Source organism: Paenibacillus sp. V4I3 (assembly GCF_030817215.1).
GTDB lineage: Bacteria > Bacillota > Bacilli > Paenibacillales > NBRC-103111 > Paenibacillus_E.
The window spans coordinates 2,703,910-2,729,318 of sequence record NZ_JAUSZA010000001.1; the positions used below are offsets into that span (position 1 = coordinate 2,703,910).

The 25,409-nt window shown below is 44.7% G+C and carries 28 protein-coding genes and 1 pseudogene; 17 read left to right on the plus strand and 12 right to left on the minus strand.

Annotated features, from left to right (window positions below):
- From QFZ77_RS12505 to QFZ77_RS12545, 9 genes are all read left to right on the plus strand, one after another.
- Window positions 1-1,596 carry a hypothetical protein gene (locus QFZ77_RS12505; RefSeq protein WP_307439903.1) on the plus strand — a complete coding sequence of 532 codons (1,596 nt, stop codon included), beginning with the start codon at window positions 1-3 and terminating at the stop codon, window positions 1,594-1,596.
- Between the two features lie 10 nt (window positions 1,597-1,606).
- Entirely contained in the window at window positions 1,607-2,749 is a 1,143-nt protein-coding gene (locus QFZ77_RS12510; RefSeq protein WP_307439905.1) for a hypothetical protein, read from the plus strand.
- Between the two features lie 51 nt (window positions 2,750-2,800).
- Window positions 2,801-3,142 (plus strand): hypothetical protein, encoded by a 342-nt coding sequence (locus QFZ77_RS12515; RefSeq protein WP_307439907.1) that lies wholly within the window; start codon window positions 2,801-2,803, stop codon window positions 3,140-3,142.
- A gap of 2 nt (window positions 3,143-3,144) precedes the next feature.
- Window positions 3,145-3,354, plus strand: coding sequence for a hypothetical protein (locus tag QFZ77_RS12520; protein WP_307439909.1), 210 nt, complete (start codon window positions 3,145-3,147; stop codon window positions 3,352-3,354).
- A gap of 10 nt (window positions 3,355-3,364) precedes the next feature.
- Window positions 3,365-5,284: a hypothetical protein gene (locus tag QFZ77_RS12525; protein WP_307439911.1), complete on the plus strand. Its 1,920-nt coding sequence runs from the start codon at window positions 3,365-3,367 to the stop codon at window positions 5,282-5,284.
- Window positions 5,285-5,288: 4 nt separating this feature from the next.
- Window positions 5,289-8,882 (plus strand): LPD38 domain-containing protein, encoded by a 3,594-nt coding sequence (locus QFZ77_RS12530; RefSeq protein ID WP_307439913.1) that lies wholly within the window; start codon window positions 5,289-5,291, stop codon window positions 8,880-8,882.
- Window positions 8,883-9,127: 245 nt separating this feature from the next.
- The gene (locus tag QFZ77_RS12535) at window positions 9,128-9,325 is read left to right on the plus strand and encodes a hypothetical protein (protein WP_307439914.1); all 198 of its coding nucleotides are present in this window, start codon (window positions 9,128-9,130) and stop codon (window positions 9,323-9,325) included.
- A 238-nt stretch (window positions 9,326-9,563) separates the two neighbouring features.
- Entirely contained in the window at window positions 9,564-9,782 is a 219-nt protein-coding gene (locus QFZ77_RS12540; RefSeq protein WP_307439916.1) for a hypothetical protein, read from the plus strand.
- Window positions 9,748-10,488 (plus strand): peptidoglycan recognition protein family protein, encoded by a 741-nt coding sequence (locus QFZ77_RS12545; RefSeq protein WP_307439918.1) that lies wholly within the window; start codon window positions 9,748-9,750, stop codon window positions 10,486-10,488. Before QFZ77_RS12540 ends, QFZ77_RS12545 begins: the two co-directional genes overlap by 35 nt.
- Before the next feature lie 50 nt (window positions 10,489-10,538).
- On the opposite strand, the gene QFZ77_RS12550 is transcribed toward QFZ77_RS12545, so the two are convergent.
- The 5 genes from QFZ77_RS12550 to QFZ77_RS12570 are packed head-to-tail and all read right to left on the minus strand — an operon-like array spanning window position 10,539 to window position 11,945.
- Window positions 10,539-10,775 carry a hypothetical protein gene (locus QFZ77_RS12550; RefSeq protein ID WP_307439921.1) on the minus strand — a complete coding sequence of 79 codons (237 nt, stop codon included), beginning with the start codon at window positions 10,773-10,775 and terminating at the stop codon, window positions 10,539-10,541.
- A gap of 1 nt (window position 10,776) precedes the next feature.
- Entirely contained in the window at window positions 10,777-11,214 is a 438-nt protein-coding gene (locus QFZ77_RS12555; protein WP_307439923.1) for a hypothetical protein, read from the minus strand.
- A complete protein-coding gene (locus QFZ77_RS12560; RefSeq protein ID WP_307439927.1) occupies window positions 11,211-11,417 on the minus strand; it encodes a hypothetical protein in 207 nt (68 codons plus the stop codon). The genes QFZ77_RS12555 and QFZ77_RS12560 overlap by 4 nt, the downstream gene beginning before the upstream one ends.
- Window positions 11,418-11,447: 30 nt before the next feature.
- The gene (locus QFZ77_RS12565) at window positions 11,448-11,702 is read right to left on the minus strand and encodes a hypothetical protein (protein WP_307439928.1); all 255 of its coding nucleotides are present in this window, start codon (window positions 11,700-11,702) and stop codon (window positions 11,448-11,450) included.
- Between the two features lie 3 nt (window positions 11,703-11,705).
- Window positions 11,706-11,945 (minus strand): helix-turn-helix domain-containing protein, encoded by a 240-nt coding sequence (locus QFZ77_RS12570; protein ID WP_307439930.1) that lies wholly within the window; start codon window positions 11,943-11,945, stop codon window positions 11,706-11,708.
- 151 nt (window positions 11,946-12,096) lie between these two features.
- On the opposite strand from QFZ77_RS12570, the gene QFZ77_RS12575 reads away from it, so the two are divergent.
- The 4 genes and pseudogenes from QFZ77_RS12575 to QFZ77_RS12590 all read left to right on the plus strand — a co-directional run.
- A complete protein-coding gene (locus QFZ77_RS12575; protein WP_307439932.1) occupies window positions 12,097-12,342 on the plus strand; it encodes a hypothetical protein in 246 nt (81 codons plus the stop codon).
- A 5-nt stretch (window positions 12,343-12,347) separates the two neighbouring features.
- The gene (locus tag QFZ77_RS12580) at window positions 12,348-12,611 is read left to right on the plus strand and encodes a hypothetical protein (RefSeq protein ID WP_307439934.1); all 264 of its coding nucleotides are present in this window, start codon (window positions 12,348-12,350) and stop codon (window positions 12,609-12,611) included.
- 303 nt (window positions 12,612-12,914) lie between these two features.
- The gene (locus tag QFZ77_RS12585) at window positions 12,915-13,862 is read left to right on the plus strand and encodes an FtsK/SpoIIIE domain-containing protein (protein ID WP_307439936.1); all 948 of its coding nucleotides are present in this window, start codon (window positions 12,915-12,917) and stop codon (window positions 13,860-13,862) included.
- A 25-nt stretch (window positions 13,863-13,887) separates the two neighbouring features.
- A pseudogene (locus tag QFZ77_RS12590) lies at window positions 13,888-14,238 on the plus strand (manganese catalase family protein); the annotation flags it as partial.
- A 580-nt stretch (window positions 14,239-14,818) separates the two neighbouring features.
- Here the strand turns inward: QFZ77_RS12590 and QFZ77_RS12595 are convergent.
- From QFZ77_RS12595 to nagB, 3 genes are all read right to left on the minus strand, one after another.
- On the minus strand, window positions 14,819-15,577 hold the full coding sequence (locus tag QFZ77_RS12595) for a YdcF family protein (protein ID WP_307439938.1): 759 nt from the start codon (window positions 15,575-15,577) through the stop codon (window positions 14,819-14,821).
- A gap of 178 nt (window positions 15,578-15,755) precedes the next feature.
- Complete coding sequence (nagA, locus tag QFZ77_RS12600; protein ID WP_307439940.1) at window positions 15,756-16,928, minus strand: N-acetylglucosamine-6-phosphate deacetylase; 1,173 nt, start codon at window positions 16,926-16,928, stop codon at window positions 15,756-15,758.
- Window positions 16,925-17,653 carry a glucosamine-6-phosphate deaminase gene (gene nagB / locus QFZ77_RS12605; protein ID WP_307439942.1) on the minus strand — a complete coding sequence of 243 codons (729 nt, stop codon included), beginning with the start codon at window positions 17,651-17,653 and terminating at the stop codon, window positions 16,925-16,927. The genes nagA and nagB overlap by 4 nt, the downstream gene beginning before the upstream one ends.
- A gap of 266 nt (window positions 17,654-17,919) precedes the next feature.
- Here nagB and QFZ77_RS12610 point away from each other — a divergent pair, with 266 nt between their 5' ends.
- The 4 genes from QFZ77_RS12610 to QFZ77_RS12625 all read left to right on the plus strand — a co-directional run bounded on the left by QFZ77_RS12610 (window position 17,920) and on the right by QFZ77_RS12625 (window position 20,502).
- Entirely contained in the window at window positions 17,920-18,588 is a 669-nt protein-coding gene (locus QFZ77_RS12610; RefSeq protein WP_307439943.1) for an HAD family hydrolase, read from the plus strand.
- Between the two features lie 76 nt (window positions 18,589-18,664).
- Entirely contained in the window at window positions 18,665-18,889 is a 225-nt protein-coding gene (locus QFZ77_RS12615; protein ID WP_307439945.1) for a spore germination protein, read from the plus strand.
- A gap of 210 nt (window positions 18,890-19,099) precedes the next feature.
- Window positions 19,100-20,098: a cation diffusion facilitator family transporter gene (locus QFZ77_RS12620; RefSeq protein ID WP_307439947.1), complete on the plus strand. Its 999-nt coding sequence runs from the start codon at window positions 19,100-19,102 to the stop codon at window positions 20,096-20,098.
- A 29-nt stretch (window positions 20,099-20,127) separates the two neighbouring features.
- Entirely contained in the window at window positions 20,128-20,502 is a 375-nt protein-coding gene (locus QFZ77_RS12625) for an ArsR/SmtB family transcription factor (protein WP_373462591.1), read from the plus strand.
- 45 nt (window positions 20,503-20,547) lie between these two features.
- On the opposite strand, the gene QFZ77_RS12630 is transcribed toward QFZ77_RS12625, so the two are convergent.
- The 4 genes from QFZ77_RS12630 to QFZ77_RS12645 form a co-directional block, all read right to left on the minus strand.
- On the minus strand, window positions 20,548-21,681 hold the full coding sequence (locus tag QFZ77_RS12630; protein WP_307439949.1) for a YheC/YheD family endospore coat-associated protein: 1,134 nt from the start codon (window positions 21,679-21,681) through the stop codon (window positions 20,548-20,550).
- A gap of 6 nt (window positions 21,682-21,687) precedes the next feature.
- Window positions 21,688-22,815 (minus strand): YheC/YheD family endospore coat-associated protein, encoded by a 1,128-nt coding sequence (locus QFZ77_RS12635; RefSeq protein WP_307439951.1) that lies wholly within the window; start codon window positions 22,813-22,815, stop codon window positions 21,688-21,690.
- Window positions 22,815-24,179: a YheC/YheD family endospore coat-associated protein gene (locus QFZ77_RS12640; protein WP_307439953.1), complete on the minus strand. Its 1,365-nt coding sequence runs from the start codon at window positions 24,177-24,179 to the stop codon at window positions 22,815-22,817. Before QFZ77_RS12640 ends, QFZ77_RS12635 begins: the two co-directional genes overlap by 1 nt.
- A 100-nt stretch (window positions 24,180-24,279) precedes the next feature.
- The gene (locus tag QFZ77_RS12645) at window positions 24,280-25,407 is read right to left on the minus strand and encodes a YheC/YheD family endospore coat-associated protein (protein ID WP_307439956.1); all 1,128 of its coding nucleotides are present in this window, start codon (window positions 25,405-25,407) and stop codon (window positions 24,280-24,282) included.
- Between the last annotated feature and the right edge of the window lie 2 nt (window positions 25,408-25,409).

Below are 25,409 nucleotides of genomic sequence, written 5' to 3' on the forward strand. Positions count from 1 at the left end.
ATGAGTCGCAAGAACATAACAGGTAGCCCAACAGTGGAAATGGATATCCCAAGTTTCGGAGGACTGAACACAGCTAAAACGTTCTCCGAGATCGGGCTTTCCGAGTCTCCTAAGATGCTTAATAACCTTCCTCGTAAGATTGGCGGTTTAGCGAAGCGTGACGGAACGATACCACTCACGACAGCAGCTATAGGAGCTATCAAGACGCTCACTAACCTACGCAAAGCAGGAGTTAACACAATTCTAGCTACGAGTGGCACAACGCTCTATAAATACGCTTCTGGTGCGTTTACAGGGGCTACGATGACCAACGCGCTCAACCGTGCCGATATCGACGCGGCGCAGTTTAAAGATGCAAGCAGCAATGAGGTACTCGTTATCACGGACGGTGGTGTGCTGAAGTATTTCAACGGTACGGCTGTGGTGAATGTGACGCCTGCTGCAAATGATGCAACTGGTCCTGCTAATGTGTTGGCTACGCTTAATTCAACGATGCCTCCCGTTGGCATACTTGTGCATAACAACAGGTTAGTCATATGGGGTAACAACACGGATCAGATCAGCCATAGTAAGCCGGGGTTTTACGATTACTTCCGCGCTACCGATTATCAGCGGTTTGTTAGAGAGAATGACTACATTGTTCAGTGTGCTTCATTCTCAGGTGCGTTCATCGTGCTTATGCGGCGTCACGTAGGCGTTTTGTTCGGTGATGGATACACAACTCCTGCAACGAGCGAAGACTGGTCACAGGACTTTCTAGACACCACAGACGGGTGCGTGAATCCGAAGAGTGTTCAGCTGGTTATTTATCCAGATGGGCGAGAGGAATTGTTCTATCAGTCGGATAGAGGCGTACATGCAGTCTACACGCTTAACACGCTGTCACTTGATACGTCAGCTCGTTATGCAACAAAGAGCGTCACACAGTTTCAGATTGACTTCACATCGTTGGGAGTATCAAAAACAGAGTGGGCAAATGCTACGGCTTACTTTAAGGATGGTCGATACTGGCTGATTTATAAAGTCGGATCAACGTGGAAAGGACTTGTATTTGATACGATCGATCAGCAATGGAGGCCAGTGGACAACATCAGCGCCAATTCCTTTTACCATGACGAGGATTACTTCTACTTTGCAGGCGATGAAGGACATCTGAAGGTGTTTGACAGCTCGTTATACAGCGATTGGTCAACGTATAACAAGGCAGTCGGGACGAATACACCTATCAACTGGTACTGGTATAGCAAGCTAATGACGCCGAAGCTCACAGGATACGATCATTTATGGGATATTCTCATGATCGAAGCGAAGCAGTTTAACCTCTCATCGACCATTGACATTGAGGTGAATACGTACAGGGATCGATACAGTTTGATTGGAGCTCTCAAAACTGAGGTCATGATCATCGGTATCTCGAAGATCGGACAAGCGCAGATTCAGAACCCTAACCTGACAGATTACATCAATAATGCCAAACGAATCGGTCCCATGGGACTTAAGGGGCAATATGCTCAGATCAAAATGAGTAATAACCGTGATGAGCCAGTCGAGGTATACAGTACAAAGATGGAATGCAGGGTCATGACAAAGTACTAGGAGGAACGCAATGGCTACACCGGGACCAATTAACAGAACATTACTCCAGTCGTTTTATCAGAATGCCGGGGATGTTTACGATGATACAAAGACAGAGGGGGCTTTTGGCACTCTAGCAGATCAGGTCGATGCAAATTATGACTATACTTCTGGATTAGTAGCAGGAGGGGTGTTACAGCCTTATCCTGCTTTTTTGTCGAGACAAGCCCTCATCAACGGTAACTTTGATGTTTGGCAAAGGGGAACGAGTTTCACAGGAGGCGTTTATTCAGCGGATAGATGGGTTGCGGTAGTTACTGCTCCATCCGATAACACCGTAACAAGGCAATCGTTTACTTCTGGACAAACCGAAGTTCCAAATAATCCGCAATACTTTTTAAGATTTAGCCCTACAGTTAATCAAGCAGCAGGAAGTAATGTGCGGCAAAGAATTGAAGGAGTAAAAACGCTGTCGGGAAATACAGTGACCCTTTCGGTATGGTTAAGGTCGAGCGTTCCTATTTCGGCGACACTTCTTATAAGGCAAAATTTTGGAACTGGTGGAAGTCCGTCAGCATCAGTGGACTTTTCAACCAATGTAAGCGTCACGACGTTATGGCAAAGGTTCACGTTGACAGCAACCTTGGGTAGTATTTCTGGGAAAACGTTGGGAACAAACAATAATGATTGCTTAGAAATTATATTTATTACAAACTTAGCCAATACCGCGCATTATTTTGATGTAGCCCAAGTCCAAGTCAACACTGGAAATCAAGCGTTACCGTTTCAACCGAAGAGTGTTGCAGAAGAGTTGACGTTGTGTCAGCGGTATTATGAGAAAAGCTACGATTATCTAGTTGCTCCTTTAACCACATCTGGTGCAGGAATAGAAAAAAAAGTAGTACCATCAAATACTATTGCAAGTTTTCAACCATATGGAAAAACTAGTTTCAAAGTTGTTAAACGAATCATTCCAACTATAACGGTATATCCTTTTACAACACCAACGAATACAGGTAGGGTTTCAGACAGTAATGGTGTCGATCTTGCCGCTGCAAGCGGAGCGACAACAAATATAGGAACCGGTGGATTTGATGTTTTTAATAACGCAGCATCACAAACAACAGTTAATCAAGTTGTAATTTACCACTGGACTGCGGATTCGGAAATTTGACCTGTGTGAAATTAAAATTTAACTATCTACGGACTGCAAAGGAGCTAACACATGAACGATTATAAACACTTCATACGCATAGACAGCAACAACATTGTTATCGACGGTTACTCTGATTGGCAGGAAGACAAGCGCGGTACCGGAGAAATTCAACTATCTGGTGAATTTAGCCGACACTTTCAATTCCAATTAATGACCAGTAAAGGACAGTTCATGTATAAACTCGTGAATGGTGCTATGACACCAAGATCACAGACTGAACTTGATGCAGAATGGGCGGCACGTCCTCCAGCTATTAAAACAGAAATTGAGATCGTTAAAGAAGAGAACGCGCAGCAAAATACGCAAATCATTGATCTATGGGAATCACTACTCATTGCGGGGGTGTTGTAATCATGCCAATTTACGCATCGTTAACATCAGCATATGCAAAAGCTATCTATCTGGATGGGACAAGACGGTTTTCGTCCATTCGACCTGAGTATGTGGAACCAACGAAACAATACGGGGCAGACAATTACACGATTGAACAGATCGACAACGCTTTAGCGCAAGGGTGGATTACAACAGAAGAACATCAACAAACATTAGCCTACAGAGCATAGGAGGTGACGTATGGCTACGATAAGTCAAAATCAATATGATTATCTCAATGGACTTGTAAAATCAGGTGGCGGCAATGGGGAGTGGGCAAAGTCACAGCTTAACGGAGCGACAGTAGCGAAACCGCAAACAACAACGAACACAGGTATTCCTAAGACTACACAAAATCCAGTAGGGAACAATGGCTTTACACCTACACCATATTCACAAGGAAATAACTTTGGCGCAGGTAGTTCCACATCAAATACTTCGACTCCTCCAGCGATAACAGCTGCAGCCAACCCACAAACTAATAAAAGTGGACAAACTCAGCAGCCGTCATGGATGGGGAACCAATATGGCCAAGTACAGGGTACAGATTGGTACTCAACGAACCCGACGAACCCGAACGCATCAAAGTACCGCGCTGATGGCTCTCCTGTAGCAAGCATTGGCTTGAGCGATGACAAGGGGTTTAAGTTCGATGGATACGGATCACCTGAGCAATTCAAACAGATTACGGATATGGTGGCAGGAAACAATGTCGCAGGGGTAGATCAATTGGTGAGAGGTTGGATCAATGATGGAAAACTCATCTCAAATGATTCCATTTACAATAATATCAATAAAGTTGTAAATTCCAACACTTCAAAAGATCCAGCAATCACAGCAGCCGCATCATACACACCAGAAAAAAACTATGGCACCTTGATTCCTACTAACCAAATAGGCGTCGGCGCGCTAGGTTACGATCCCAACAACCCGATAGTATCTAGTATCATGAATGGCGTAAATCAACAGACATCAGCGATCAATCAAGGGTTGAACTTGTCACAGCAGGCAAACAACGCGCAGGTTTCAGAGAACAACCGTTACAAAGATGAAAACACTGCAAAACTAACCAAACAAAAGTCGCAGGACTTAGACAATGCTGTGCAGTTTCAGAACCGTCGGGGTGGCTTCTATTCTGGTGGCCTAGACTATCAACAGGGCGCAATCAATAACGGCTACCAAGAGGCTGTGGGAGGCTTAGAACGTGACACTGCAGCACGTAACAATGCGATATGGAGCAATAATGCAGCATTAGCTAAGAATGCGTCTGACAATATCGCGATGCTATTGCAACAAGCGCCTGAAAAGATCCAAGCGGCCCTCACCGCTGCGGCTGAGAAGCAAGCAGAGGCTAAAGCTAAAGAACGTCAACAAAATCTTGACAATGCTGTAAAAGTTGCAGGAGTAACAGGTTACTACCAAGACCCTATGGTACAAGAAGTACAACAAAAAATGGCCCAAAACAGTGATGCATGGTTTAATGCAAATGCAACTGAACGAGCGAGATTAGCAGCGGAAAATCAACAACTAGGAGCTAGTATTGGTGCATACCAAGATGCACAAGGTAACTGGTTAGCTCCGGAACCTCCACCAACATTAGCTCGAGAAAAGCAAAAGTATGATCAAGTGTATGAAAAGTATCGTGATGAAGTTAAAGATGCTCAATGGTTATCTGACTTTGATCGCGATAACGAGCAGTGGGGTCTTGAGTTTGCAGTCGATAAAGCATATAAAGCAGGACAGTTAAGTATTCAACAGCGTAATTCGGCCATTAGTGAAGCAAAAGAAGCTAGACTGGCCAGTGGTGCTTCCTCTAAAGCGGCGAAGGAAACAGAATCAGGTGGAGCTAAAGTCTCTAGTACTCAATTCAATGATGCATTTAAAACACTTCAACAAAAATATGGTGTAGCTCGTTATAGAGAGTCAGGTAAAGACTCAAAAGGAAATCCTATCTATGACGAAAGTGCACCACCAACATACGTAAATTCAACAAATCCCGATCAGCAAGCTAAGATCGTTACGGAAGTGCTACAACTTGGGTTAAATGATGAACAGACACTGCAAATGTGGAATAAACTTGGCATAACCGAGGAGCAAGCAAGACAACTATTAGGAGGATAATCCTATGTCAAAATATGATGACCTCAGAAAAGCCGCTGGTATAGCTCCAGTGGCTTCTTCAAGTAAGGGTAAAACAACTGGTAAGGGAGTAAACTTCTCTACGCGAGACGTTACACAAGCTCCAATCATTGCACCTTCACCAGATGCTTTAGCTAGACCTGTACGACCTACACAAATGGTATCAGTGCCTAGTTTTGACGTTACACAAAGCGCTTTATTAAGGAATATTAATGCGAGTGCTGAACCTCCTTCAGATACACCAATACAGGATATCATTGCTAAAGGTGCGTCTAAGTTTGCTAACCTACCTGTAGTCAAACCTGCATTGCATGGTTTAGGTACAGCAATTGAATATATTGAAGATTTGCCTGTCATTAAACAAGTTGGTGGAGCTTTATCAGCTGCGTATAATACCGTAGCCGAAGCCCCTAGCGTCGCATCTAAGGATTGGATTTCACAAGCTAGGAAGAACATAGCAAATCTTGCTACGTCTGATACAGAGCCGATTGAAAGAGGTATTAGAAACATTGTCGCAGGAGCTATGGATCCCGAAGCAGCAAGGGCTAGAAAAGATGAAATCATTGCTGAACGTACAGAAGGTTTAGGGCCAGTAAGTAAATTTGGGGTAGAAGCACTTAGTCAAGGTGCAACATCGGCGTTATCGTTAATTCCTGCAGCTGGCGTAGGTCGTGTATCTAAGTTAGCTAATGTATCAGGTGACTTACTAAAATCTCCCGTTAAATCTAGTATATCAGCATTAAGAGAGATAGCCGCAGCACGTGCTGTTGATGACGTTGTAGAACCGATTAGTCCTACTAGAGCTGATGAAGTTCCTGCAAACCCTGTGTCAGAACCTACACCTGATATTGTCAATCCCCCTGATGTGCCTGCTATTAAAGGGTCGTGGTTCACTCGTTTATTCGGAGATCAGCAAGGACTAGGGTTCTCACCGTTTGGTTCTAGAGCGAGTAATCGAATTATCACAACAGAACAACAGATCGTTAACAACCCTATCAAATCTACAGTAAAAGGTGTAGTTGAAAATACAAAACAAACAAGTAGATCTGCGTATCAAAATACTGTAGATTACTTAAGCCCTTTAAAGAAAATAAGCCGTGAAACGTATGACACTGCAATGGATGCGAGTAGAGCAAACAACATAGGAAACACGATTATACGTGATAAATTTGTTGATTTAGAGGGAAATGTAATCGGTAAAAGTTTAAATGATGTTATGGCGAACTCTCGTGGATTAGGCAAGAAAGTAGATGATTACTTAATTTTAAGACATGCCGTGGACCGCATGCGCCGCGGCGAGCGTGTATATGATGATGCCTTGCAAATGACACCAGAGAAGGCAGAACAAGCCATTGAAAAGTTGGAGCAGAGATTCCCGCAATTAAAAGGTATTGGTCATGAATGGAACGTTTACAATGAAAACATCCTTAAAACTGGTGTGAAAGAAGGTTTAATTACGCAAGAAGCTCTTGATGCCATGCGTACAAAAAATCCGAATTACGCAGCCATGAAACGCCAATTCACCACAGCAGAAAAGTTCTCGCGTCCAGGATTCGGTGGAAGTGGTGGATTCTCAGGCCAAAACGCTCCAATTAAAGCGGTTAGCCCAACAGGTTCAACACGGAGGATTGTAAGTCCGATAAGATCCGCAGTCGAGCAGACATACGCATGGCAAACTGCTATGTTAAGAAATCGCACGATGCAGGAGATTGTTAAAACAGTACAACTTGATCCCGAAGGTATGAAGGGGCTAGTTGAAATTGTGAAGAAGCCTACCACAAGCTATAAGAGTTTGGATGATGCGTTGCGTGAAGGTGGTTCAGAGGAATTCCTGAATCAATTAGACAATGACTTTAAATCCCTATTCAAACATGCTAAACCGGGTGATGAGAACATTGTCAGATCTATGGTGAATGGTAAACCTATATATGTTAAAGTAAACGATCCAGAGGCTGTTAAGGCTTTATTAGGCATGGGTTCTGAGGAATCAGGTTTGCTTATGAATGTGATGCAAACTTTATCCAATGCAACAAAACGTTCTGCAACTGGACTATTAGCACCGATGTTCTCCTTTAAAAGTTTAGTCGGTGATACTTTCCAAGCCGCGGTGCAATCACAAAATCCATTAAAACACGTTTCCGTAGATATTCCGGTTGCTATCTATAGTACCTTAGGTGATATATTGAAGATTCCAGGTATGAAAAAATTATCTGAGGACTTCAGAAGGTCAGGCGGCGAGTATAGCTCTTTGTTACGCGGTGATCGTTCTGTTAATAGATCAGTTCGTGGCCTTCGCAGAGAAGCTCCTATATCCCCAGGAGGAGTTGTGAAAGGTGCTGAAATAGCGATTAAAGCCCCATTTAAAGCACTAGAGAAAGTAGCGGATGCATCAGAGAACCTAAACCGTATGGCGGCATTCAGACGCGCTTTAGTTGGTAAGGAGCGAACGCCTGAGAATGTACGGGCCGCTATTAATGCAGCAAGGGAATCCACTACCAACTTTTCTCGTAAAGGAGCATGGACTAGACAAGCAGAAGCCTTGGCACCTTATTCCAATGCAGCTGTACAATCTATCTACCGGCTTGCGAGATCAGGCATTAGGAATCCTGTTAAAACGTTAGCTGGCGCGACATCATTAATTGTTGTACCTAAGCTGTACGAGTTTGCTAAATTCAATGATGATCCTGATTATCAGAACTTACCTGCGCGTGAAAGGTACCGGAATATCATTTACAGCAAGAATGAAGATGGCACATTCAACAAAGCACCAATGCCAATGGAATACGAGGCTATGGCAGGGCTTATCACTGATATTTTGAATGATGTGATCAATAACGATCCACAAGCGTATAAAGGAACGTTAGACGCTATAGCTAACTCCTTAACGCCACCAATGGTTTCTGGTGCTTTACAAGGAGTTACACAGGGCGGTGGACCTAAACAGTCATTAACTGGATTAACTAATTCAACTGTATTTGCACCTGTCTCAGCCGTTACTGGGAACAAATCATTCACAGGCGCGCCAATTGTACCACAAGACATTGAAAAGTTTTCAACACCGTATCAATTCAATGAGAAAACTAGCTCTCCTGCAAAGGTTATTGGCGAGAAAATTGGCATGGCGCCAATGACAGTTGACTATTTATTGAAACAATATTCAGGTGATTTCGGCAGGTTAGTATTGCCTCTTACAAGTGATGTTGGTTCAGGGACTGCTAAAAACACCTTGTTTAAAAGCTTTGTTGTAGATCCTGTATTTACAAATACTTTGACCAATGACTTCTACGATGCATCCGAAAAATTAAAGCAAGCTCATCAAGACAACATTGGAAAGGAAGCTCCATTGCCTAAGTGGTACGACGACGATCTCAGGATACTTGTTACATCAACTGCAAAAGGTTCGATTTCTAAGCAATTGTCAGATCTATCAAGCGAGAAAAAAGAAATAAACAAAGACACAACCATATCTGCAGGACAAAAATCACAAAAATTGCGTGACATTCAAAGAAAAATGAATGATATTTATATTGATGCCAATATGCAAATGCAAAGGGCAGGAGTTCCAATGCAGAGTAGATAGGGGTGTTTTTGTGAACGGAGTTCTATTTTTTTGGTATTTATTTTTTATCGCCAGCTTTTTGTTACCTGCATCAGCAATAGCGATGATACGCAGGAATAAAGAAGCTAGATTTCCTGATTGGTTTAACCCGATACTCTATATGCTTGTATTCTTAGGAATACAATATTTTCTTATAACAAATTATCCATAAAATTGTGAGTCACCTTCGGGTGGCTCTTTTTATTTTACTAAAGGAGCTGATGCAATTGATTGTCTTTGATGAATCTATGGAACTGGAATCGGACGTGTCAGACATTACCCTTCAATTCATACAGGCTACCTATGGTCCTATGGTGAAGGATTGGCTTTTATTGCCCGGACCTGTTCCAATACTGGGGGTAAGCCATGTTGATCATCGAGATACTGGAGTACATGTGGGAGCACAAAGGGTCGTTAACCTTTGATGCGATCCTGCTTTTTTTCATGCGCAAGTGGCTGATACATGAGGCTCACAAGATACTGCACCTAGGCAGAGAAGGGGAGATACTTTGGATAATCGAGAGATTAGAGCGGATGACGGGAGAGAGATACGATGGACGACAGGATTTCTCGAAGCTAGTCAGGACCCGTTACATCGGGAGATATTATTCTTACTTACGCAAGGGAACAGAGTTGGCCAATCGGCAAAGGAGAGTGAAAACCATGGAAAACATTAAATGGGCAACGTTAGTACCGGGAGTGATCAGTGCGGCTAAATTGGTGCTGCAAAGCTTTGGCATCGACATTCCTGATGAGCATATAAATTCAATCGTTAACGGAGCTGCAGCAGTTGGAGCAATCGTAGCTATCTTCATGTCACACCGTAAACAGGAGGCGACGACGACAAATGGACCTACTATTTCCGGAGGATTTAATAAGTAACTTAGGCGTACCGCAGCTGATCGATATCCGCGACCAATTGCCGGTTAATTCGAATTATACATGGGGGCAGCTGGCAGGCGTGCGGCCTCTTGAGGATTTAACAACAATTGCCTTGCATCATGACGCAATCAGTAAGACTAGTACGGCCGGCAATAGCGATCTGCAGCTTGCAACCAATATCGCTAAGTCACATATACGGCTTACTAAGAACGAAGAGAAGGGAGACGCAGGTTTTCCTTACCATGTATGGATCCGCAACGGCAAAGCATACTGGACTAACAATGTGTTAGACAGAACGTATGGCGTAGCGAGTAACAACGGGTATACCGTACATGTATGCGTGTCTGGTGACTATGTAAACGGGGATTCGCTTACCGAAGATGATCGGCGCGTGCTAACCGCTGTGTGTGTTGATATAAGTAAGCAACTACCGAGTTACAAAGGAATCAAAGCTCATTGCGAACTGAACGCCACTAGTTGCCCTGGCTACGATTACAACCGCATTAAAGCTGATGTGGCAAGCTACGATCAAATGGTGCAAGAAAGGTACAGAAATAGGGTTAACGCTGCGTATAACACAGTACTTCGCTTTCAGGACCTGTATAATAAGGCGAAAGATCCTGCTTTCCAGTTCAAGGATGTAGCTCTCTGCAAGTTGGAGGACATTGCCGCGTACATGGTGCAGAAAGATTATATGAATCCGTAAACGTTGAAGAGCCTAGTATGGGAAAGCATCCCGTCTAGGCTTTTTTGTTTTTAAAAATCCTTATTCTCCTCCGCACCCCTCTGTATCACCACGACCTGACCATCTTCATATATGTCCACAAAGTAATCTACGCCATTGTTCCTCCTGTAGTTGTAAACCGCATGAGGGTGTTGCCTACCTTCCCAGCCGAAGAATGTTAACTCACCGAACCGGTTAAAGTAATCCTTTGCTTCCTGCAACGATGTGAATTTAGGTAGTCTGGATATGTCTACGTTGCTTTTTCTCATGTTAGATCACTTGTTTAACAGCGGCGAATAGTGCGTCGCAGAGTTCAACTTTATCCCAAGATATGTACTTTCCATCATCTTGTTTGAACGATACTCCAAACTTATCTTTGTGCGTGTCTAAGGAAAACTCAGTTTGATTACGTAAAAATTCAATCATCTGTCCTATGGAAAGGAGTGGATATAATTTATCTAAATTTCCCATATGCCCATTATCTTTATTTTCGTAAACAAAAAAAGCTACGAACACACCTTTTTCCCCATAAAATTCTCTAGGATGTTTAGCAACTGTGCTTAATACTACTGTCTTTCCGTTCGATTGATTATTATTCTCGGCTGATAACGCATAATCGCCTTGCTTTGGCTTCCACCACTTCTGTATATGTACCTTCTGCTCATCCGTTAGTGTATTTAGATCCTCTATGGTTATCCTCTGCTTCATGGGTTATCTGTCTCCTTTACCAAACGATCTACTTCGTCCGGAGTTTCTACAACATCCATAGTTATATCTTCTTTAAAAACTATCTTCGTACCAATAACCATGTTGTTTCTTTCGTGTTTAAGTGGCTCATAATACAAAACATTATCAACATTAATCCTGAAAACCGTATTTAGTTTACGATTGTTCACTTTAATAAATCCCATATATCTCATTCCTCCTCATAATTGTACAAGTCACCAAAATCGCTTTGGTTCGTTAATTAAAATAGCTGGCATATCGAGTGGTAGGTAATTGCTGTATTTAACTCTCATAACTCCATGCTTAGTACGAACTTGAGTTACATCCTCCATATGGGCCAGTTTAGTTATTAATACTACATTTTCTATTTTATTTCCTTTTGCAACAAAATCATCGATATCCTTGCTGTTAAGATCAGGTAGCATGGAATCTATTAACTTCTGCAAATCCTCCATTTTAAACGTACTCACTACTCATCCCTCCGCATATTCAGCAATATCTTCAACCTTACAATTTAGCACATAGGCCAGTTTGATAAGATACTCCGCGCTCATTGCATTCTGTAAAATTCCGTTATTATCAGTCTTCGTCATCTGCGAAAAGTAGGACTTGCTTATTCCTAACTGATCAGCGATCCATGATTTCTTTATTCCTCTAGCTGCTATGTATGATTCCAGTTTGCTACGTATAGGCAAATGTACCGAACTCCTCATATATGATTATCCTCCTTTCATTATGCTTGGATCCTAATTATAACACAATACTTTGTATATAACTTAAAAAAAGTTTAGTCATATGCGAATAAAGTCCGAGCATTCGACAATAAGTATGTTATACATCCCGTTAAATAAGGAGTTGGTCAGCATGATTGGAGAGTTAGTCATAGCGACTTACATCGTGGAGTGTGCGCGTGGTTACTATGGGTACTGGAAGGAAGCGCAGAGGAAGAGGCGTGCATTAGATAACTTGGGTGAGTTTTTGAAGAGCTCTAAAACGTGGGAGGAGCTGCTGAAACAGATGCAGGAAGATAAGTTGAATAACCCCGTGTTATACACGCGAATCCCTCAAACTTGGCTGTCTAAATTGTACATGAGATGCGTGAAGGAGTGAGCAGTATGAGCAAAAAACGCGAATATATGATGAGTCCATTTAGGCAAGGTTTGGATGAGGACATTCGCAAGAAGTACAACGAGATACCCGATGGTAAGCGTGCAGAGGTGCTGAGAGACGCGTTTCGGTTATGGTGCGGTATCGATAAGAAGTTAGTTTACGAAGCGACAGAGAAGCCCATCAAGCAGCCTACACGTCCACCATTCTTAGCGAAGGGAGTGAACAACAATGGAAATAGCCTTCACAATATTGGGCCTCGGCGCTCTTGATGCCATTATCTCAGGTGTTCTCAAGGAAGCTAAGCAGCAAAACAAGATCATTTTCGTCAGAATCTCGATGTATGTCACCGTAGCTATCATCGTGTTAGTCGAGGTTTCTAAGCTCATCAACTATGCCAGGGTGGTGTTTGGTATATGATACTTTTCGCTTTGGGAGCAGCATGTATGGTGGCGAGTATAGGAAGCGCGGTGGTTATAGCTAAGGGTGGAGGAGGGGATGCGAGGAAAGATAAGCTTCACGTCTGCTTTGATCGAGCTAAGCTGTACATCAGGCAGAGGATTGAGGAGAAATGGGTGTTTACTTACCCGACCGTCGATGGTCAAGAAGAGTTCAAGGAATATAAGGAGTATACTTTTACGCTGCCGATCGGTGTGGACCCCGACAGAGTATTCAAAAGCTACTGGGTGTTCAAACAGGGATTCGGTGAGCACATCGATATTATTGGCGATACGGCAACGTTTAAACTTAAGGTGTATAACAAAGGGTTAGAGCAGTTTGATTACAATGTGTTAGATGTACCAACTGCCGGCATTAGACTGCCGATCATCGTCGGCCGGTCACGTGAAGGTTGGGAAGTATACGACATGGTGGAGAATCCTCACTTGCTCATTGCAGGGGAAACGGGCAGCGGTAAGAGTACGCACATACGGGCGCTGCTGACCACACTCATTCATACTAAGTCGCCCGATGAGCTGCAACTGTACCTTGCCGACATGAAGCGCAGCGAGTTCCATCTATTCAGAAACGTGCCGCATGTAGTTGAGGTCGTCACGGAGACGGAAAGGCTTATTGAGGTACTGAAGGAGCTCGACATAGAAATGAAGCATCGTGGAAATCTGTGCGACCAGTACGAAGTGTCCCACGTGGACGATCTACCCTTCAAGATGCCATACATCATCGTTTGCGTAGATGAGGTTGCGCTGCTTAAAAAGGAAAAGGAGATCATGCGGATCTTAGAGGACATAACAGCAATTGGAAGGGCACTTTCAACATTTGCAATACTGTCTCTTCAGAGGCCTGACGCGGAGGTGCTAAACGGGAAGCTGAAGCAAAATCTAACAGTGCGAATGGCATTCAAACACGCGGATGGGATTAACTCAAGGATCACTCTAGGATGCGAAGGTGCAGAGGATATCAAGGCGAGTGAGTCAGGACTCATGTTATACAAGAGGGATGGGATTAAGCGAGTGCAGAGTCCGTATCTGAGTTTGGTGGAGGCTAAGAAGTTATTGAAGGGATAGGTAAAATAAAAGTAGATATCCTTTAATGGTTAATAAGCTTACAAAAGACGCAACCATCGATCAACTGAAGGCCGCTGGTCTGGACGATCACTATGTGAGCCACGACAAAGCGCTCTTCTATCAGAATGCATCCGGTGTACCTTGGACGGCCGCCTACATACAAGCCAAAGGAGACCCCATAGCGGACCTCTATGAGGATATTGCCGCAGAAGAGAAAGCAAGAGCCACCTATCAATGGTTGATTGATGTAACCGATGACGTTGACCTGCAGGACAGTCTAAAGTTCCTCCGCGAGCGGGAGATTGTGCATTCCCTGCGATTTAGAGAAGCTGTTGAAATTTTGAAGGATGATCGGGAAGCACAGAAGGTTTTTTAAGCAGGAGGTGAGGGCTAGGACGAGGTAGCTAGGATTAGGGATAAAAAAAGCGGGCCGTGGGCCTGCTTTTTGCTGTTAATCAGACGATGTTTATTATTGCTGACGGATGCTATCTTAGTCGACAGTAGAGATAAGCTCGCATTCTGAGCTTGTCTCAGTGAATTTCCGAGCTTACCTCGCTTACCTCGCTTACTTTAGGATCGGAAACCGAGCTTATCACAAGCACCACTGGTCGAAAGAGCGTTTTTCTGAGCCTATTTGCCAATTCTGCGTTTCATCCTCTTCTGTAAGCTCCGAAACCGACTTCTCAGCCGACATCCACTTACTTGATCGCTGCTCTCGCTTACTTTTAGGCTCCGAAACCGCGCTTATCTCAAGCGCGACTAGATGAAAGAGCGGTATCGGAGCCTATTCGCCAGGCAGTACAAGAGAGAGTGGGGAGGGGAGAAAAATTGAAAACCTCAGCAGCAACGGAAGCAAAGGATGTAAGGATGTAAAAGAATGCAAAAGAAGAATGTAAAATGATGCATTGGTGCAAAAGAAAGCCATCTATTACTTGTGCGCAATAAGCCGCCAGCCACTAATTGTTCCTGGCTGCAAACAAGCCTAAGAATTCCTTCAGCGCAATCGTTGTGGTGGATAAACCGCTGGAAGAAGGAATGAATTTGTTGATACTGAGGTACTGCTTCTGCTGAGAAATATAGTCGGTAGGGTACGGGACTACGTCTATTTTGAGCTTTTGGAATTGCTTAACGGATCGGGGCATGTGGAAGGCAGATGTGATGAGTATTGGAGCTTTCCAGCCTTTTTCTGAGAGAATAGCTTGTGTATTCACGGCATTTTCCTCGGTATTGCGACTCTTATCGTCCATGGAAATGGACGATTCGGGAACACCAAGCGCGAGAAGGTGCCGTTTGGCGATCTGAGATTCATTGCCCGAGTCACGAAACACTTGACCGCCAGACAAAAGGATGGGCAGTTTTGTACTTCGATATAGTTCAGCAACTGTTAATACACGCGCGGCCGTATTTCCTGTCAGATATCCTTCCCCTTTGGTAAGAGGGTCTGGATTATCCATGGTTGCGCCTCCAGTTAGTAGAACTAGCACGTCGCCGGACACTTGAACTGGTGGTGTGTACCTTCTTTCGATGGAATTTAGTAACGAATTGCCGAAATAAGGCATGGAGGATATGCCTAGAAGAAGTGCGGCTAGGCCTACAAGAAGTGTGCCAAGGTACTCCTTTTTTTGCTTCAGCCATAAAGCTATAGCCAAAAGGAGAAGTATGATAATTCCAGGAGGGAATAATAGGGTGTAAGCGATTTTTATCAAATAAATCATATCAGGCTTCAAACCCTTTCTTGTGTGAGCTCAAGTATGGTGTTAGGGGTTTTCGACAAAAGTTGGTATTTTCCTGCAAATTTACAAGAGCTTCAAAGAGGCCAGATGAAAAAAGCCCCGGCTTCGCGATTAGAACGAAGTCGGGGCTAGTATCAACGAATATGTGCGTCAAGCCAACTTAATCTATAATTTCTTTGCCGCGAACCCATACATGTTCGAGCTCTAATTCAGGGCTGACGAGCAGCAAGTCAGCCAGCTTGCCCTTCGCAATCGAGCCGTGCGACGCCTCGAGGCGCAGCAGCCTCGCAGGGTTGCCGCTTGCGAAGCGGCTCGCGTCTTCGACGCTGACTCCGACCTCGCGCACCATAAACCGGAGCGCCTCGATCATCGTCAGCGTACTGCCGGCGAGCGCGCCGCCTTCCGTCAGCCGGGCTACGCCCAACTGTACGGTCACGGCTTGCCCGCCCAGCTCGTACTGCCCGTCGCCGAGTCCCGCGGCTGACATGGCGTCCGTGATCAGCAGCAAGCCATGCGGCTGCTTCACCATCGCCAGCAGGCGAATCGCTGCTGGGTGCACGTGGTGCCCATCAGCGATCACTTCGCCGCTGATGCGTTCGTCGGTGAGTATCGCACCGACGGTTCCGGGTTCGCGATGATGCAGCGGCTTCATCGCGTTGTAGGTGTGCACCGCATGCGTAAGCCCTTCGCGAACCGCCGACTGAATGTCGGCATAGGTCGCGTCAGTGTGGCCGCATGCGGCAACGATGCCATGATCGCGCAGCCACGCGATCATCTCAAGGCCCCCCTCGCGTTCGGGGGCCAGGGTTAACTGCTTCATGAGCTGCGGATAGCGCTCATGCCAGTCTTCGATCCATGAAAGCTGTGGCGGCACCATAAGGTTCGGATCTTGTGCGCCTGCCCATTTGGGTGAGATGAAAGGACCCTCCAGATGTACGCCAAGCAGCTGAGCGTATGGCATCTCTTGGCGCTTATAGCGGTCTACTTCACCAAGCACCCGATCAATCGCCTCTCGAGTCGCTGTCATCGTCGTAGCTAGCATGGAGGTTGTGCCGTGTAAGGCATGAAACCGAGTAATAATGTCAAGTGTCTCTGGATTCGAATCCATGAAATCGGCGCCGTATCCACCATGTACGTGAACATCGATGAATCCTGGTAACAACCAGCTTCCATGGGCATCGACTGACCTAGCGGCAGAACCGGCAGCTGATGGGTCCCAGTCGGACATATCGCCAACAAAAACGATGAAGCCATCCTTCACATGAAGGATGCCTCGCTCGATGATTCCCTGCTCCGTAACGATTTTAGCCCCCGAAATCACAAGTTCACTCATTCAAAAAGCCTCCCCGCCTCAGCATCAAGAAGAACGACAAGATGTGGGTGAGTTTGCAAAAGGGTCGCCGGAATTTCCGTTGTAATCGGACCTGTAAGAGCGCGATGTACGATCTCGGCTTTATCGGCTCCACGAACGATCAGCAGGATCGTTTTGGCTTTCAAAATGGTGCCTACACCCATGGTTAAGGCATGCGTCGGAACTTCATCAATGGAGTTAAAGTAACGTGCATTCGCTTCGCGAGTCTCCGCTTTTAATTCTACACGGTGTGTACCGCTGATCAAGGAATGATCGGGTTCATTAAAACCAATATGCCCGTTATGGCCTAGGCCTAGAATTTGCAAATCGATCTGTTTCGCTTCTTCCAAAAGTTGGTTGTAACGCTCGCATTCCGCATCTAAATCTGTTGAATTTCCGTTGGGGATATGGGCCCCAGCAGTAGGTAAGTCAATATGTGCAAACAAATGCTGCTGCATATAAGCGTGATAGCTCTCTGGGTGATCTACCGGTAAGCCGACATATTCATCTAAGTTAAAGGTTGTGACAGATTTAAAGCTAACTCGTCCTTTATCGTAAGCCTTAACAAGCTCCTCATAAATGCCTACAGGTGTTCCACCTGTGGCTAGACCTAATACCGCTTTAGGCTGCATTTGGACAAGCGAGGTAATAATGCCAGCTCCTGCTTCATTTAGCTCTTGTTGATTTTGAAAAATATGAAGGTTCATGATCGTCTTCCTCACTTTCAAAGATAAGTTATCCAATAGGGATGTTTGCAAGATGTGATACCTATTTTGATTAATTATGATAGGTTTTTGCATAAAAATATCATTTTTAAAACAAATTACTCTCATTTCAATCATAACTGAATTTTTTCTTATCGGCAACAGGCTTTTTCCTAAATATGAATATTGACTTACATGGGTATGTTTGCCATTCTTATCTAAGATCATAACAATTATTTTCGAAACTTAGCATAAGAAGGAGCTTGATAATGAGTAATCAGAGAAACCAACCTGAAGCAATGCTTTTTGACTTGGATGGAACATTATTTCAGACGGAGACCTTACTTCTGCCTGCTTACCATAAGACGTTTGATGAGCTTAGAGCTAAAGGTCTTTTTGCCGGTGAGACTCCACCAGAAGAGCGAATCTTGGGGGCGCTAGGCATGCTTCTTGAGCACATTTGGGAGCGGGTATTACCGGATTCACAGATGCGAACTCGTCAGGAAGCAGATATGCTGTTGATCAAGTATCAAATGGAGGGACTACAGAAGGGGCAAGGCGATCTTTATAAAGGAGTAGCTGAAACCTTACAAGTTTTACATAGCAAAGGAATTCGTTTATTTGTCGCAAGCAATGGACTCGAAGATTATGTGCGGCATGTTATTGAAGCCAAAGGTTTAGCGCATTTATTCGAAGGTTTGTACAGTGCAGGGCAATATCGAACGAGATCCAAGGTGGATTTAGTAAAAATACTTCTGGAAACACATCATATCCAATCAGCGTGGATGGTTGGCGATCGCTCCTCCGATGTAGAGGCAGGACTTCAGAATAACCTAACCGTAGCCGCTTGTGATTATGCAGGCTTTCGTGAGTCGGGAGAGCTAGATGGTGCGCATATACGAATCCGCAGCTTCGTCGAATTGCTTGAATATTTGTAATTAAGGGTAAGCTGTCGCAAACACGGCTAGATGGGCATACACTGTAGAACTTTGATAGGTAAAGGTGATGATCAGAATGCCTTCTTTTATAGGAATATTCAATATTATCAGGAATGAAGGAAGTCTGGTGAACGGCGATACTTGTGTGATTGCTCCGACAAGTGCATCCAAATCGTATGCTGGCAGCGGCGGTGCAATTACGGGAGATTTCGGGGTATCCAATACGCTGTTTAGTGCGACGATCACGTTTGACCCGGATGGGATAGAGGCGGGAGCGAACAAAACAGCATCAGGGACATAACGGTTCCAATATTTGGTTAGATCGATTCAGGCTCATGTGAAAGTGAGCAAATGAATCGATCTTTCTTTTTTTGGAAGAAACGATATTGACATCAGTCTGTTTAACTTACTATTATGTATATATGAGTAGATGCTCATATATAGTGAAGCCATATATAAAGCAAATGGCAGCACTCCATTCAAAAGGATTTAGAGTCAGGGAGGGAATTCCATGCAGCATCATGAGTCTGAAGTACAGTCACATCAACACAAAGATCACTCTAATTGCAGCGGTCATGTGGGTCATCAAGGACACGATCACGCTCACCATGGACATCATCATGGACATCACCACCATGGCCACAGCGGAAATAAACAGGGACTCCTTATTGCGCTATGTATAACAGCGAGCATCATGATTTTAGAGTTTGTAGGTGGACTATGGACCAATAGTCTGGCGCTGCTCTCGGATTCAGGCCATATGTTAAGCGATGCAGGCTCTCTTGTTTTAAGTCTCACCGCCCTTTGGTTCGCAGCCAAGCCATCATCAGCTCATAAATCCTATGGCTTTCATAGAATTGAAATCCTAGCGGCTCTATTCAACGCTGTCACACTATTTGTGATAGCAGGGCTCATTATCTGGGAAGCAGTTGGGCGATTTATGAATCCTCCTACTGTCGCCAGTGGTTCGATGATGCTCATTGCATGCGTCGGTTTAATGGCGAATTTACTTAGTGCTTGGGCACTTATGCGTAAAGGGGATGTGCATGGCAATCTCAATCTGCGCAGCGCTTATCTGCATATTCTAGGTGATGCTTTGGGGTCTGTGGGAGCAATCTTAGCCGGTGGGGCTATGCTGGTCTTCGGTTGGTATGCAGCTGATCCAATCATTAGTATTATTGTGTCTTTACTTATTCTTAAGGGGGCTTGGACCGTCCTGAAATCGACGATTCATATATTGATGGAGGGAACTCCTGCCTCTGTTTCTTATGGGGATGTCAAACTCGTGCTGGAGAGCATAGATGGTGTTATCAATGTACATGATTTACATATTTGGACGATTACTTCAGGCCTTGATTCTCTGAGCTGCCATTTACTCATTGCCGATGATCGTGATAGTCAGGTAGTCCTCCAAAAAGCTATTCATCAAATAGAGGAAAGATTTCAAATCACTCATGCTACTATTCAAATTGAAAACTCGACTAACGCCCATCCGGAACTAAAAGTATAGCTAAAGTAAAATTCTAAGGAGGGATGATCATGGAAAAAATAGGGATAGAAGCAAGTGAAGGTGAGGACACATGTACTTGTACAGGTGTTGGTTCGGAACAGCTTATGCAGGAACCTCAAATAACGGAGGAGCAGGCGGTAGGGATTGCGGAGGTATTCAAAGCCTTAGGCGATCCGACAAGGGTTAAAATGATCTATTACTTGCAGCATAGGGAGCTATGCGTGCATGATCTTGCAACGCTTCTTGCGATGGGGCAGTCGGCCGTTTCACATCAGCTCCGCTACTTGCGGGATTTGCACATTGTCAAAAGACGTAAAGTGGGGAAAACGGTCTTTTATTCGCTAGACGATGACCATATTGAGCAAATTTTTGTTCAAACATTGGGACATCTTCAGCATATGTAGGCCGGAAGCTGGCTAGTCTTTAGCTGACGCTTCCGATTGTTTGCATTATGATTCGATCTTTTTGTCTTCCGTTTTCTGTTCTTCTATTTTTATTTTCTTTTGTTTCATCATATAGACAGCATATTCAAGTGGCCTTGTAACCGCCTTCTGATAGATCGAATGTTGACCGATTTTGCGAAATACTTCTCGTGATGGCTTAGGATTGACTTCTAGCAGCCAAACATTTCCTTTGGGATCTACGGCAATATCCATGCCCAACTCGCACAACTTACCGAATTTACTTTCCAAATAGTCAGCGAGCTTATACGCGAAGCTGTTCATCTCTTTCTTAATTGCCTCCATTTTTTCTTCGGAAGAAAAACGGTAGGCTAACAATTTATCCTGAGTTACTGCACTACCGCCGCCATGAAGATTCGAAGTGATGCTGCGTTGAGGACCAATTCGGCCCGCACAACCGGTTACTTCCCACTCACCACGGCCATTTTTCTGAATTAGCAAACGATAATCATGCACACGGCCATCCCTCAGTGTTAACTGGATTCCTTGCTGTATCACATAATCTGGGCTCAATTTCAGGGTATGCAGTTTAATGGCAAGCTGTTTTTCCGTGGCGCGGAATGGAGCGATGATGGTTCGCTGTTGATTCCTTCCTTGTAATAGATAAAGATCAGAACCTAGCTGTTCAATTCGTAATATTCCTCTTCCACCCGTGCCATTCTTCGGTTTGACATAGATTAGCTTATGCTTCTTTAGAACCTTCAGCAGCTCCTGCACGGAGCTATATCGTACTGTAGCAGGCAAATAGGGGCGAATGCTCTCATTCTCTGAAAGGGTTTGATGCATCGACCATTTGTTAGCTAAAGGTTTACTTAAATAGGTAAGCTTGGCATGTTGATTACGAAATGCTTTGAGCATCTGATAATTTGCCGCAGCTTTATATCGGCAGCGATCATAAATAATAGGGGGAAAGGAAGTCCGCCTGCGAATCCATTTCCCCAGACCGGAATCATACGTCAGCGTGCGAACGGCGTTGTCACCTTCGACGTCATCCGGGGTAAATACCTCAACTTGAACACCAAGTTTCTTTCCTTCCCTGCTTAGCCGCTGAAAGTAAGAAAGCTCTTCGAGTCGAGTTTTACTTAAATAGATAGCGAGTACGCCTAGTCGTTTCGAAGACAAGCATAATCACCTTCTTCTCCCATTATTGATCAAGTAAAGGCTGTAAAGGATAATGCGTTCAAGTGATTTTTGACGAATTTTGGGTTCATCGAATTTCATTGGTTTCGAATTAGCTTCGAAGAACCAGATGTGTCCTCCGGTATCGACACCAATATCCATAGACATTTCGCCAAGTTGATTGCCGGATGACCTCTCAATTTGCGCAGCGAGGGTAACAGCAGCTTTGCGAACTCGCGCCAAAATATTTTTGGCTTTCGTGGCACCAAACGCAGATGTAAGCAGTTTGCGTGGCTCGTCAATTGATCCGCCGCGAGGTACATGTGTCGTGATGCTAGCTCTACCCGCTACACGAGCTCCAATACCGGATACACTCCAGGCACCTTTGGACGTCTTCTGGACTAAAGCACGTAAATCGTAAGCGCGCTCTTTGTATCTCGTTAAAGCGATACCTTGCTGCACGATATAGTCATGGGTACCACGATGTTTATTCCATTCATTCCACAGCTCATCAGTGGAATTGTGGTAACTATAAGCCATCTTCTTATCTTCTTGGCGGCTCAGCCGATAATTACGACGGCCATTTGCAGTCGTTAATCGATCAATGCGCATAATGCCTCTCCCAGCTTTACCTTTTACTGGTTTTAAGTAGAGAACGGCATGTTTACGCAATAGCTGAGTTAAATCATTTGCCGAGTTTAATTGCTGTGTATCGGGCATATAAGGTTTACTTTCTTTGGCACTATTTAACCATCCGAACAAGGTCCATTTGTTGAAGAAGGAAGGATTGAATAAATGAATGCTGGCGCTGCGATTGCATGCTTGAATGGTTTGCTGGACCTCTGGCTTCATTTCCATCTTACGATAGGGAATACGATTGTATACGACTTGTGGAGCGGGAACGAGTTCCCTGCTCCATTTTTTGGTTTCGGTATTAAAGCGAAAGCCATATATTTCGGGGCTGGATAAGGTGAAGTCCTTCGTAGTCACGATGTATACATCAACACCAAGTCGTTCGCCAGTTTGAATTAAATCCCTGAAATTATCCAGATTGCCGCGAAATACACGCTTACTATCCTTAACGGTGAGAATGGCAAGAGTAGGCTTTTGTCTTATCTCATGCAGGAAGAAGCCCATTAGCTTTCCCTCCTAGAGCGGAAGCGACTCAAAAAGAGGCAGTGCTCGTAAATATTTTGTAAAGTAGCGACGTCGCCTTCTTTCAAAGAGGGATGCTTGAAAATGGATCTCCCCGGTTTGGCATTTGCTTCGAACATCCAGATTTTCTCACTTTGATCAATACCGATATCAAATCCGAGTTCTCCAAGTAAATGGTTATAGTTATTCTCGATGCCCTCGGCGAGCTTAATAGCCGTTTCTTTGGCATTGGTGAGCACTTGCTCCGCGCGAGAGCCGTAGATTTGACGTAGTACCTGTTCTGGTGTCATCAATTGACCGCCATTGCGGATATGGGTGGTAACACTGCCTTTACCAGATTTTTTCGCCCCGATCGCAGCTACAACCCAATTGTTATTACCATTCTTCGTCAAATGGAAGCGGAAATCTATCGGACAGCTATCGATTTCAATGAGACGGATCCCTTGCTGTGCTACGTAGTTCGTTAGGCGACCACGCCCAGTTCCAAGCATTTGCATCAAACCATCGAATTTCCCATAACGAATGAGAACATTTTTACCAGCTTTGCGATAGCGAACGAAGTAACCACGCTTAGGGTTATAAGTCACACGGAAAATACCGATGCCTAGGGAGCCTGCCGTTGGTTTTAAGTAAATGAATTTGTGTTTATCAAGCATTTCCTTAATTTGATCCGCAGAAGGATTGATCCGGGATTCTGGGACGAAGCGGAAAGCATCATCGCCATCTAACATTTTGTAAACGTCCCATTTATCAAAGAAGCTCCAGTTAAAGAGGGGAATCCCTCTTCGAACAAAACGGTCCTTAAAGCCTTCCATACCTGCTGATTTCTCCGCTTTGCGGCTGGACAGCCGATTATAGACTACATCAGGCAATGGGAATGTTTTGCGTACCCAGCCTCCGCCTTCTTTCGGAATAATGCCTGTAACCGTTTCTTGAACCCAATTTACGCTGCTGGGGCTGAATGCGAAAGCGAAAGACTTCGTTGAGGCTGTACTCATAATTTGGCGAATGAATCCAGTTTTTGTACCAAATGGAGATGTACCACTCACTACGTTGGTTAAGATACCAATGAGTGGGCCGATGCGAAGTTCTTTATTATTGCTATTGGCTACGAACACACTCCCTGTTCGAGGAATGCGCAAGGAGGCCATCAGGGAAAACGGAATGTACATATGCTGACCACTTTTTTTGATCAGACGGATCGGTAGGGTCGCTTTTTTACTGCCAACCTTTACAGTTATCGATTTATTGCCGGTTAACCGTAAAGCTTTGACGAGTTCACTTGTTAAGTAGACCGATCTATCTGTTCGTTGTACGGCGTGGAGCATACACGTTGTCAAACTCATTAGGTTACCCTCCTAAACTTGTTGCCCTACGGGGCTTTCCGTGTCAAAACAAGCAGATATGACCATCTGCCTACTTTGGCACATACCAGCAAAGCCAAGCTTAACTCAGCTTTTTGTGGAGTAAGAATCCAGCATAATGTATGGGGTTTGCAATGGATTTCGTGCGTGCTTTCTCGTTACGCATTCGTGCGAAAATCGTCCTGCCCGGCTTCGAGTTCACTTCAAGAATCCACACGCGACCACAGGTATCAATCCCTAGATCAATACCAAGCTCAGCCAGCCGCCCGTGATGAGCTTCCAGAAAAGGAGGAATTCGGCTTGAAAGCATGGCGAGTGTGGCTATAAGCTCATTTGCCTTCGAGTCACCAAACTCCTTGGTAAGGAACGAGGTTACCTCTTTAGCAGTGCCTCCGCCATGTAGATTAGAGGTGATGCTTCCAGGTTTGCCAATACGTACGGCCATGCCGGTACTCTCCCATAACCCACGGCCGTTTTTTTGCACGAGGGAGCGCACATCGTATGCCATTCCCTCGGTTGAATGTAGAGTTAGGTATTCTTGTATCAGATAGGGTCGCATACCAATCAGGTTGCGAAGCCAAACCCAGCACGAATCAAAGTCTTTAAAATCACGCTCTATGGGGTGATTATGGGCATCGCGCCCTTTTATATGAAAAGAGTTGTTATCGTCCATTGTGCTTAGCTTGTGAATGTGCAATGCACCCCTGCCCTGGCTGCCACCCTGTGGTTTGAGGAAAACGTCGCTCCTAGTACGAAGCCATTTTCTCAGTTCGGTGCCACTTGATAGCATGCTCGTTTCAGGCAAATAAAGGTGCAAAGCGCTGTCTTTCTGTAGGATCTGACCCACTTCCCACTTTCCGCTCAAACCATAACCGAGAAAACGAATATGGGGTTTCGCACGCAGCTTGCCAACATGGTAACGGTACTGCCTATAGCTGTGTTTACTGCTAAAGAAGCATCGATCATAGATCAGTGAAGGCAGAGGGAAGAGCTTCATGACCCACTCTTGCGTCTGACTCAGGTAGCTGTAACCTCTCACCATATTCTGCTTCCAATCGATACGATTCGGTGAGAACACGAACACATCTAGGCCCTCGCTATCACCATAAGAAATGAGATGCTCATAAAAGTCCGAACTTGCAAAAGGCAGCCTTCGATTCTGTTCCGTAACCATTATCCCTAACAAGGGACGAGTTGCGCTTAACCGCATGT

Coding starts and splice junctions, on each gene's coding strand:
- QFZ77_RS12635 (WP_307439951.1), bottom strand. CDS start 22,815: ATGGGCTTCTTCCTGCATGAGATAAGACAAAAGCCTACTCTTGCCATT.
- QFZ77_RS12645 (WP_307439956.1), bottom strand. CDS start 25,407: ATGCGGTTAAGCGCAACTCGTCCCTTGTTAGGGATAATGGTTACGGAA.
- QFZ77_RS12515 (WP_307439907.1), top strand. CDS start 2,801: ATGAACGATTATAAACACTTCATACGCATAGACAGCAACAACATTGTT.
- QFZ77_RS12570 (WP_307439930.1), bottom strand. CDS start 11,945: ATGAGGAGTTCGGTACATTTGCCTATACGTAGCAAACTGGAATCATAC.
- QFZ77_RS12540 (WP_307439916.1), top strand. CDS start 9,564: ATGGAAAACATTAAATGGGCAACGTTAGTACCGGGAGTGATCAGTGCG.
- QFZ77_RS12620 (WP_307439947.1), top strand. CDS start 19,100: ATGCAGCATCATGAGTCTGAAGTACAGTCACATCAACACAAAGATCAC.
- QFZ77_RS12615 (WP_307439945.1), top strand. CDS start 18,665: ATGCCTTCTTTTATAGGAATATTCAATATTATCAGGAATGAAGGAAGT.
- QFZ77_RS12550 (WP_307439921.1), bottom strand. CDS start 10,775: ATGAGAAAAAGCAACGTAGACATATCCAGACTACCTAAATTCACATCG.
- QFZ77_RS12520 (WP_307439909.1), top strand. CDS start 3,145: ATGCCAATTTACGCATCGTTAACATCAGCATATGCAAAAGCTATCTAT.
- nagA (WP_307439940.1), bottom strand. CDS start 16,928: ATGAGTGAACTTGTGATTTCGGGGGCTAAAATCGTTACGGAGCAGGGA.
- QFZ77_RS12525 (WP_307439911.1), top strand. CDS start 3,365: ATGGCTACGATAAGTCAAAATCAATATGATTATCTCAATGGACTTGTA.
- QFZ77_RS12575 (WP_307439932.1), top strand. CDS start 12,097: ATGATTGGAGAGTTAGTCATAGCGACTTACATCGTGGAGTGTGCGCGT.
- nagB (WP_307439942.1), bottom strand. CDS start 17,653: ATGAACCTTCATATTTTTCAAAATCAACAAGAGCTAAATGAAGCAGGA.
- QFZ77_RS12510 (WP_307439905.1), top strand. CDS start 1,607: ATGGCTACACCGGGACCAATTAACAGAACATTACTCCAGTCGTTTTAT.
- QFZ77_RS12595 (WP_307439938.1), bottom strand. CDS start 15,577: ATGATTTATTTGATAAAAATCGCTTACACCCTATTATTCCCTCCTGGA.
- QFZ77_RS12610 (WP_307439943.1), top strand. CDS start 17,920: ATGAGTAATCAGAGAAACCAACCTGAAGCAATGCTTTTTGACTTGGAT.
- QFZ77_RS12560 (WP_307439927.1), bottom strand. CDS start 11,417: ATGGGATTTATTAAAGTGAACAATCGTAAACTAAATACGGTTTTCAGG.
- QFZ77_RS12580 (WP_307439934.1), top strand. CDS start 12,348: ATGAGCAAAAAACGCGAATATATGATGAGTCCATTTAGGCAAGGTTTG.
- QFZ77_RS12625 (WP_373462591.1), top strand. CDS start 20,128: ATGGAAAAAATAGGGATAGAAGCAAGTGAAGGTGAGGACACATGTACT.
- QFZ77_RS12555 (WP_307439923.1), bottom strand. CDS start 11,214: ATGAAGCAGAGGATAACCATAGAGGATCTAAATACACTAACGGATGAG.
- QFZ77_RS12505 (WP_307439903.1), top strand. CDS start 1: ATGAGTCGCAAGAACATAACAGGTAGCCCAACAGTGGAAATGGATATC.
- QFZ77_RS12545 (WP_307439918.1), top strand. CDS start 9,748: ATGGACCTACTATTTCCGGAGGATTTAATAAGTAACTTAGGCGTACCG.
- QFZ77_RS12530 (WP_307439913.1), top strand. CDS start 5,289: ATGTCAAAATATGATGACCTCAGAAAAGCCGCTGGTATAGCTCCAGTG.
- QFZ77_RS12640 (WP_307439953.1), bottom strand. CDS start 24,179: ATGAGTTTGACAACGTGTATGCTCCACGCCGTACAACGAACAGATAGA.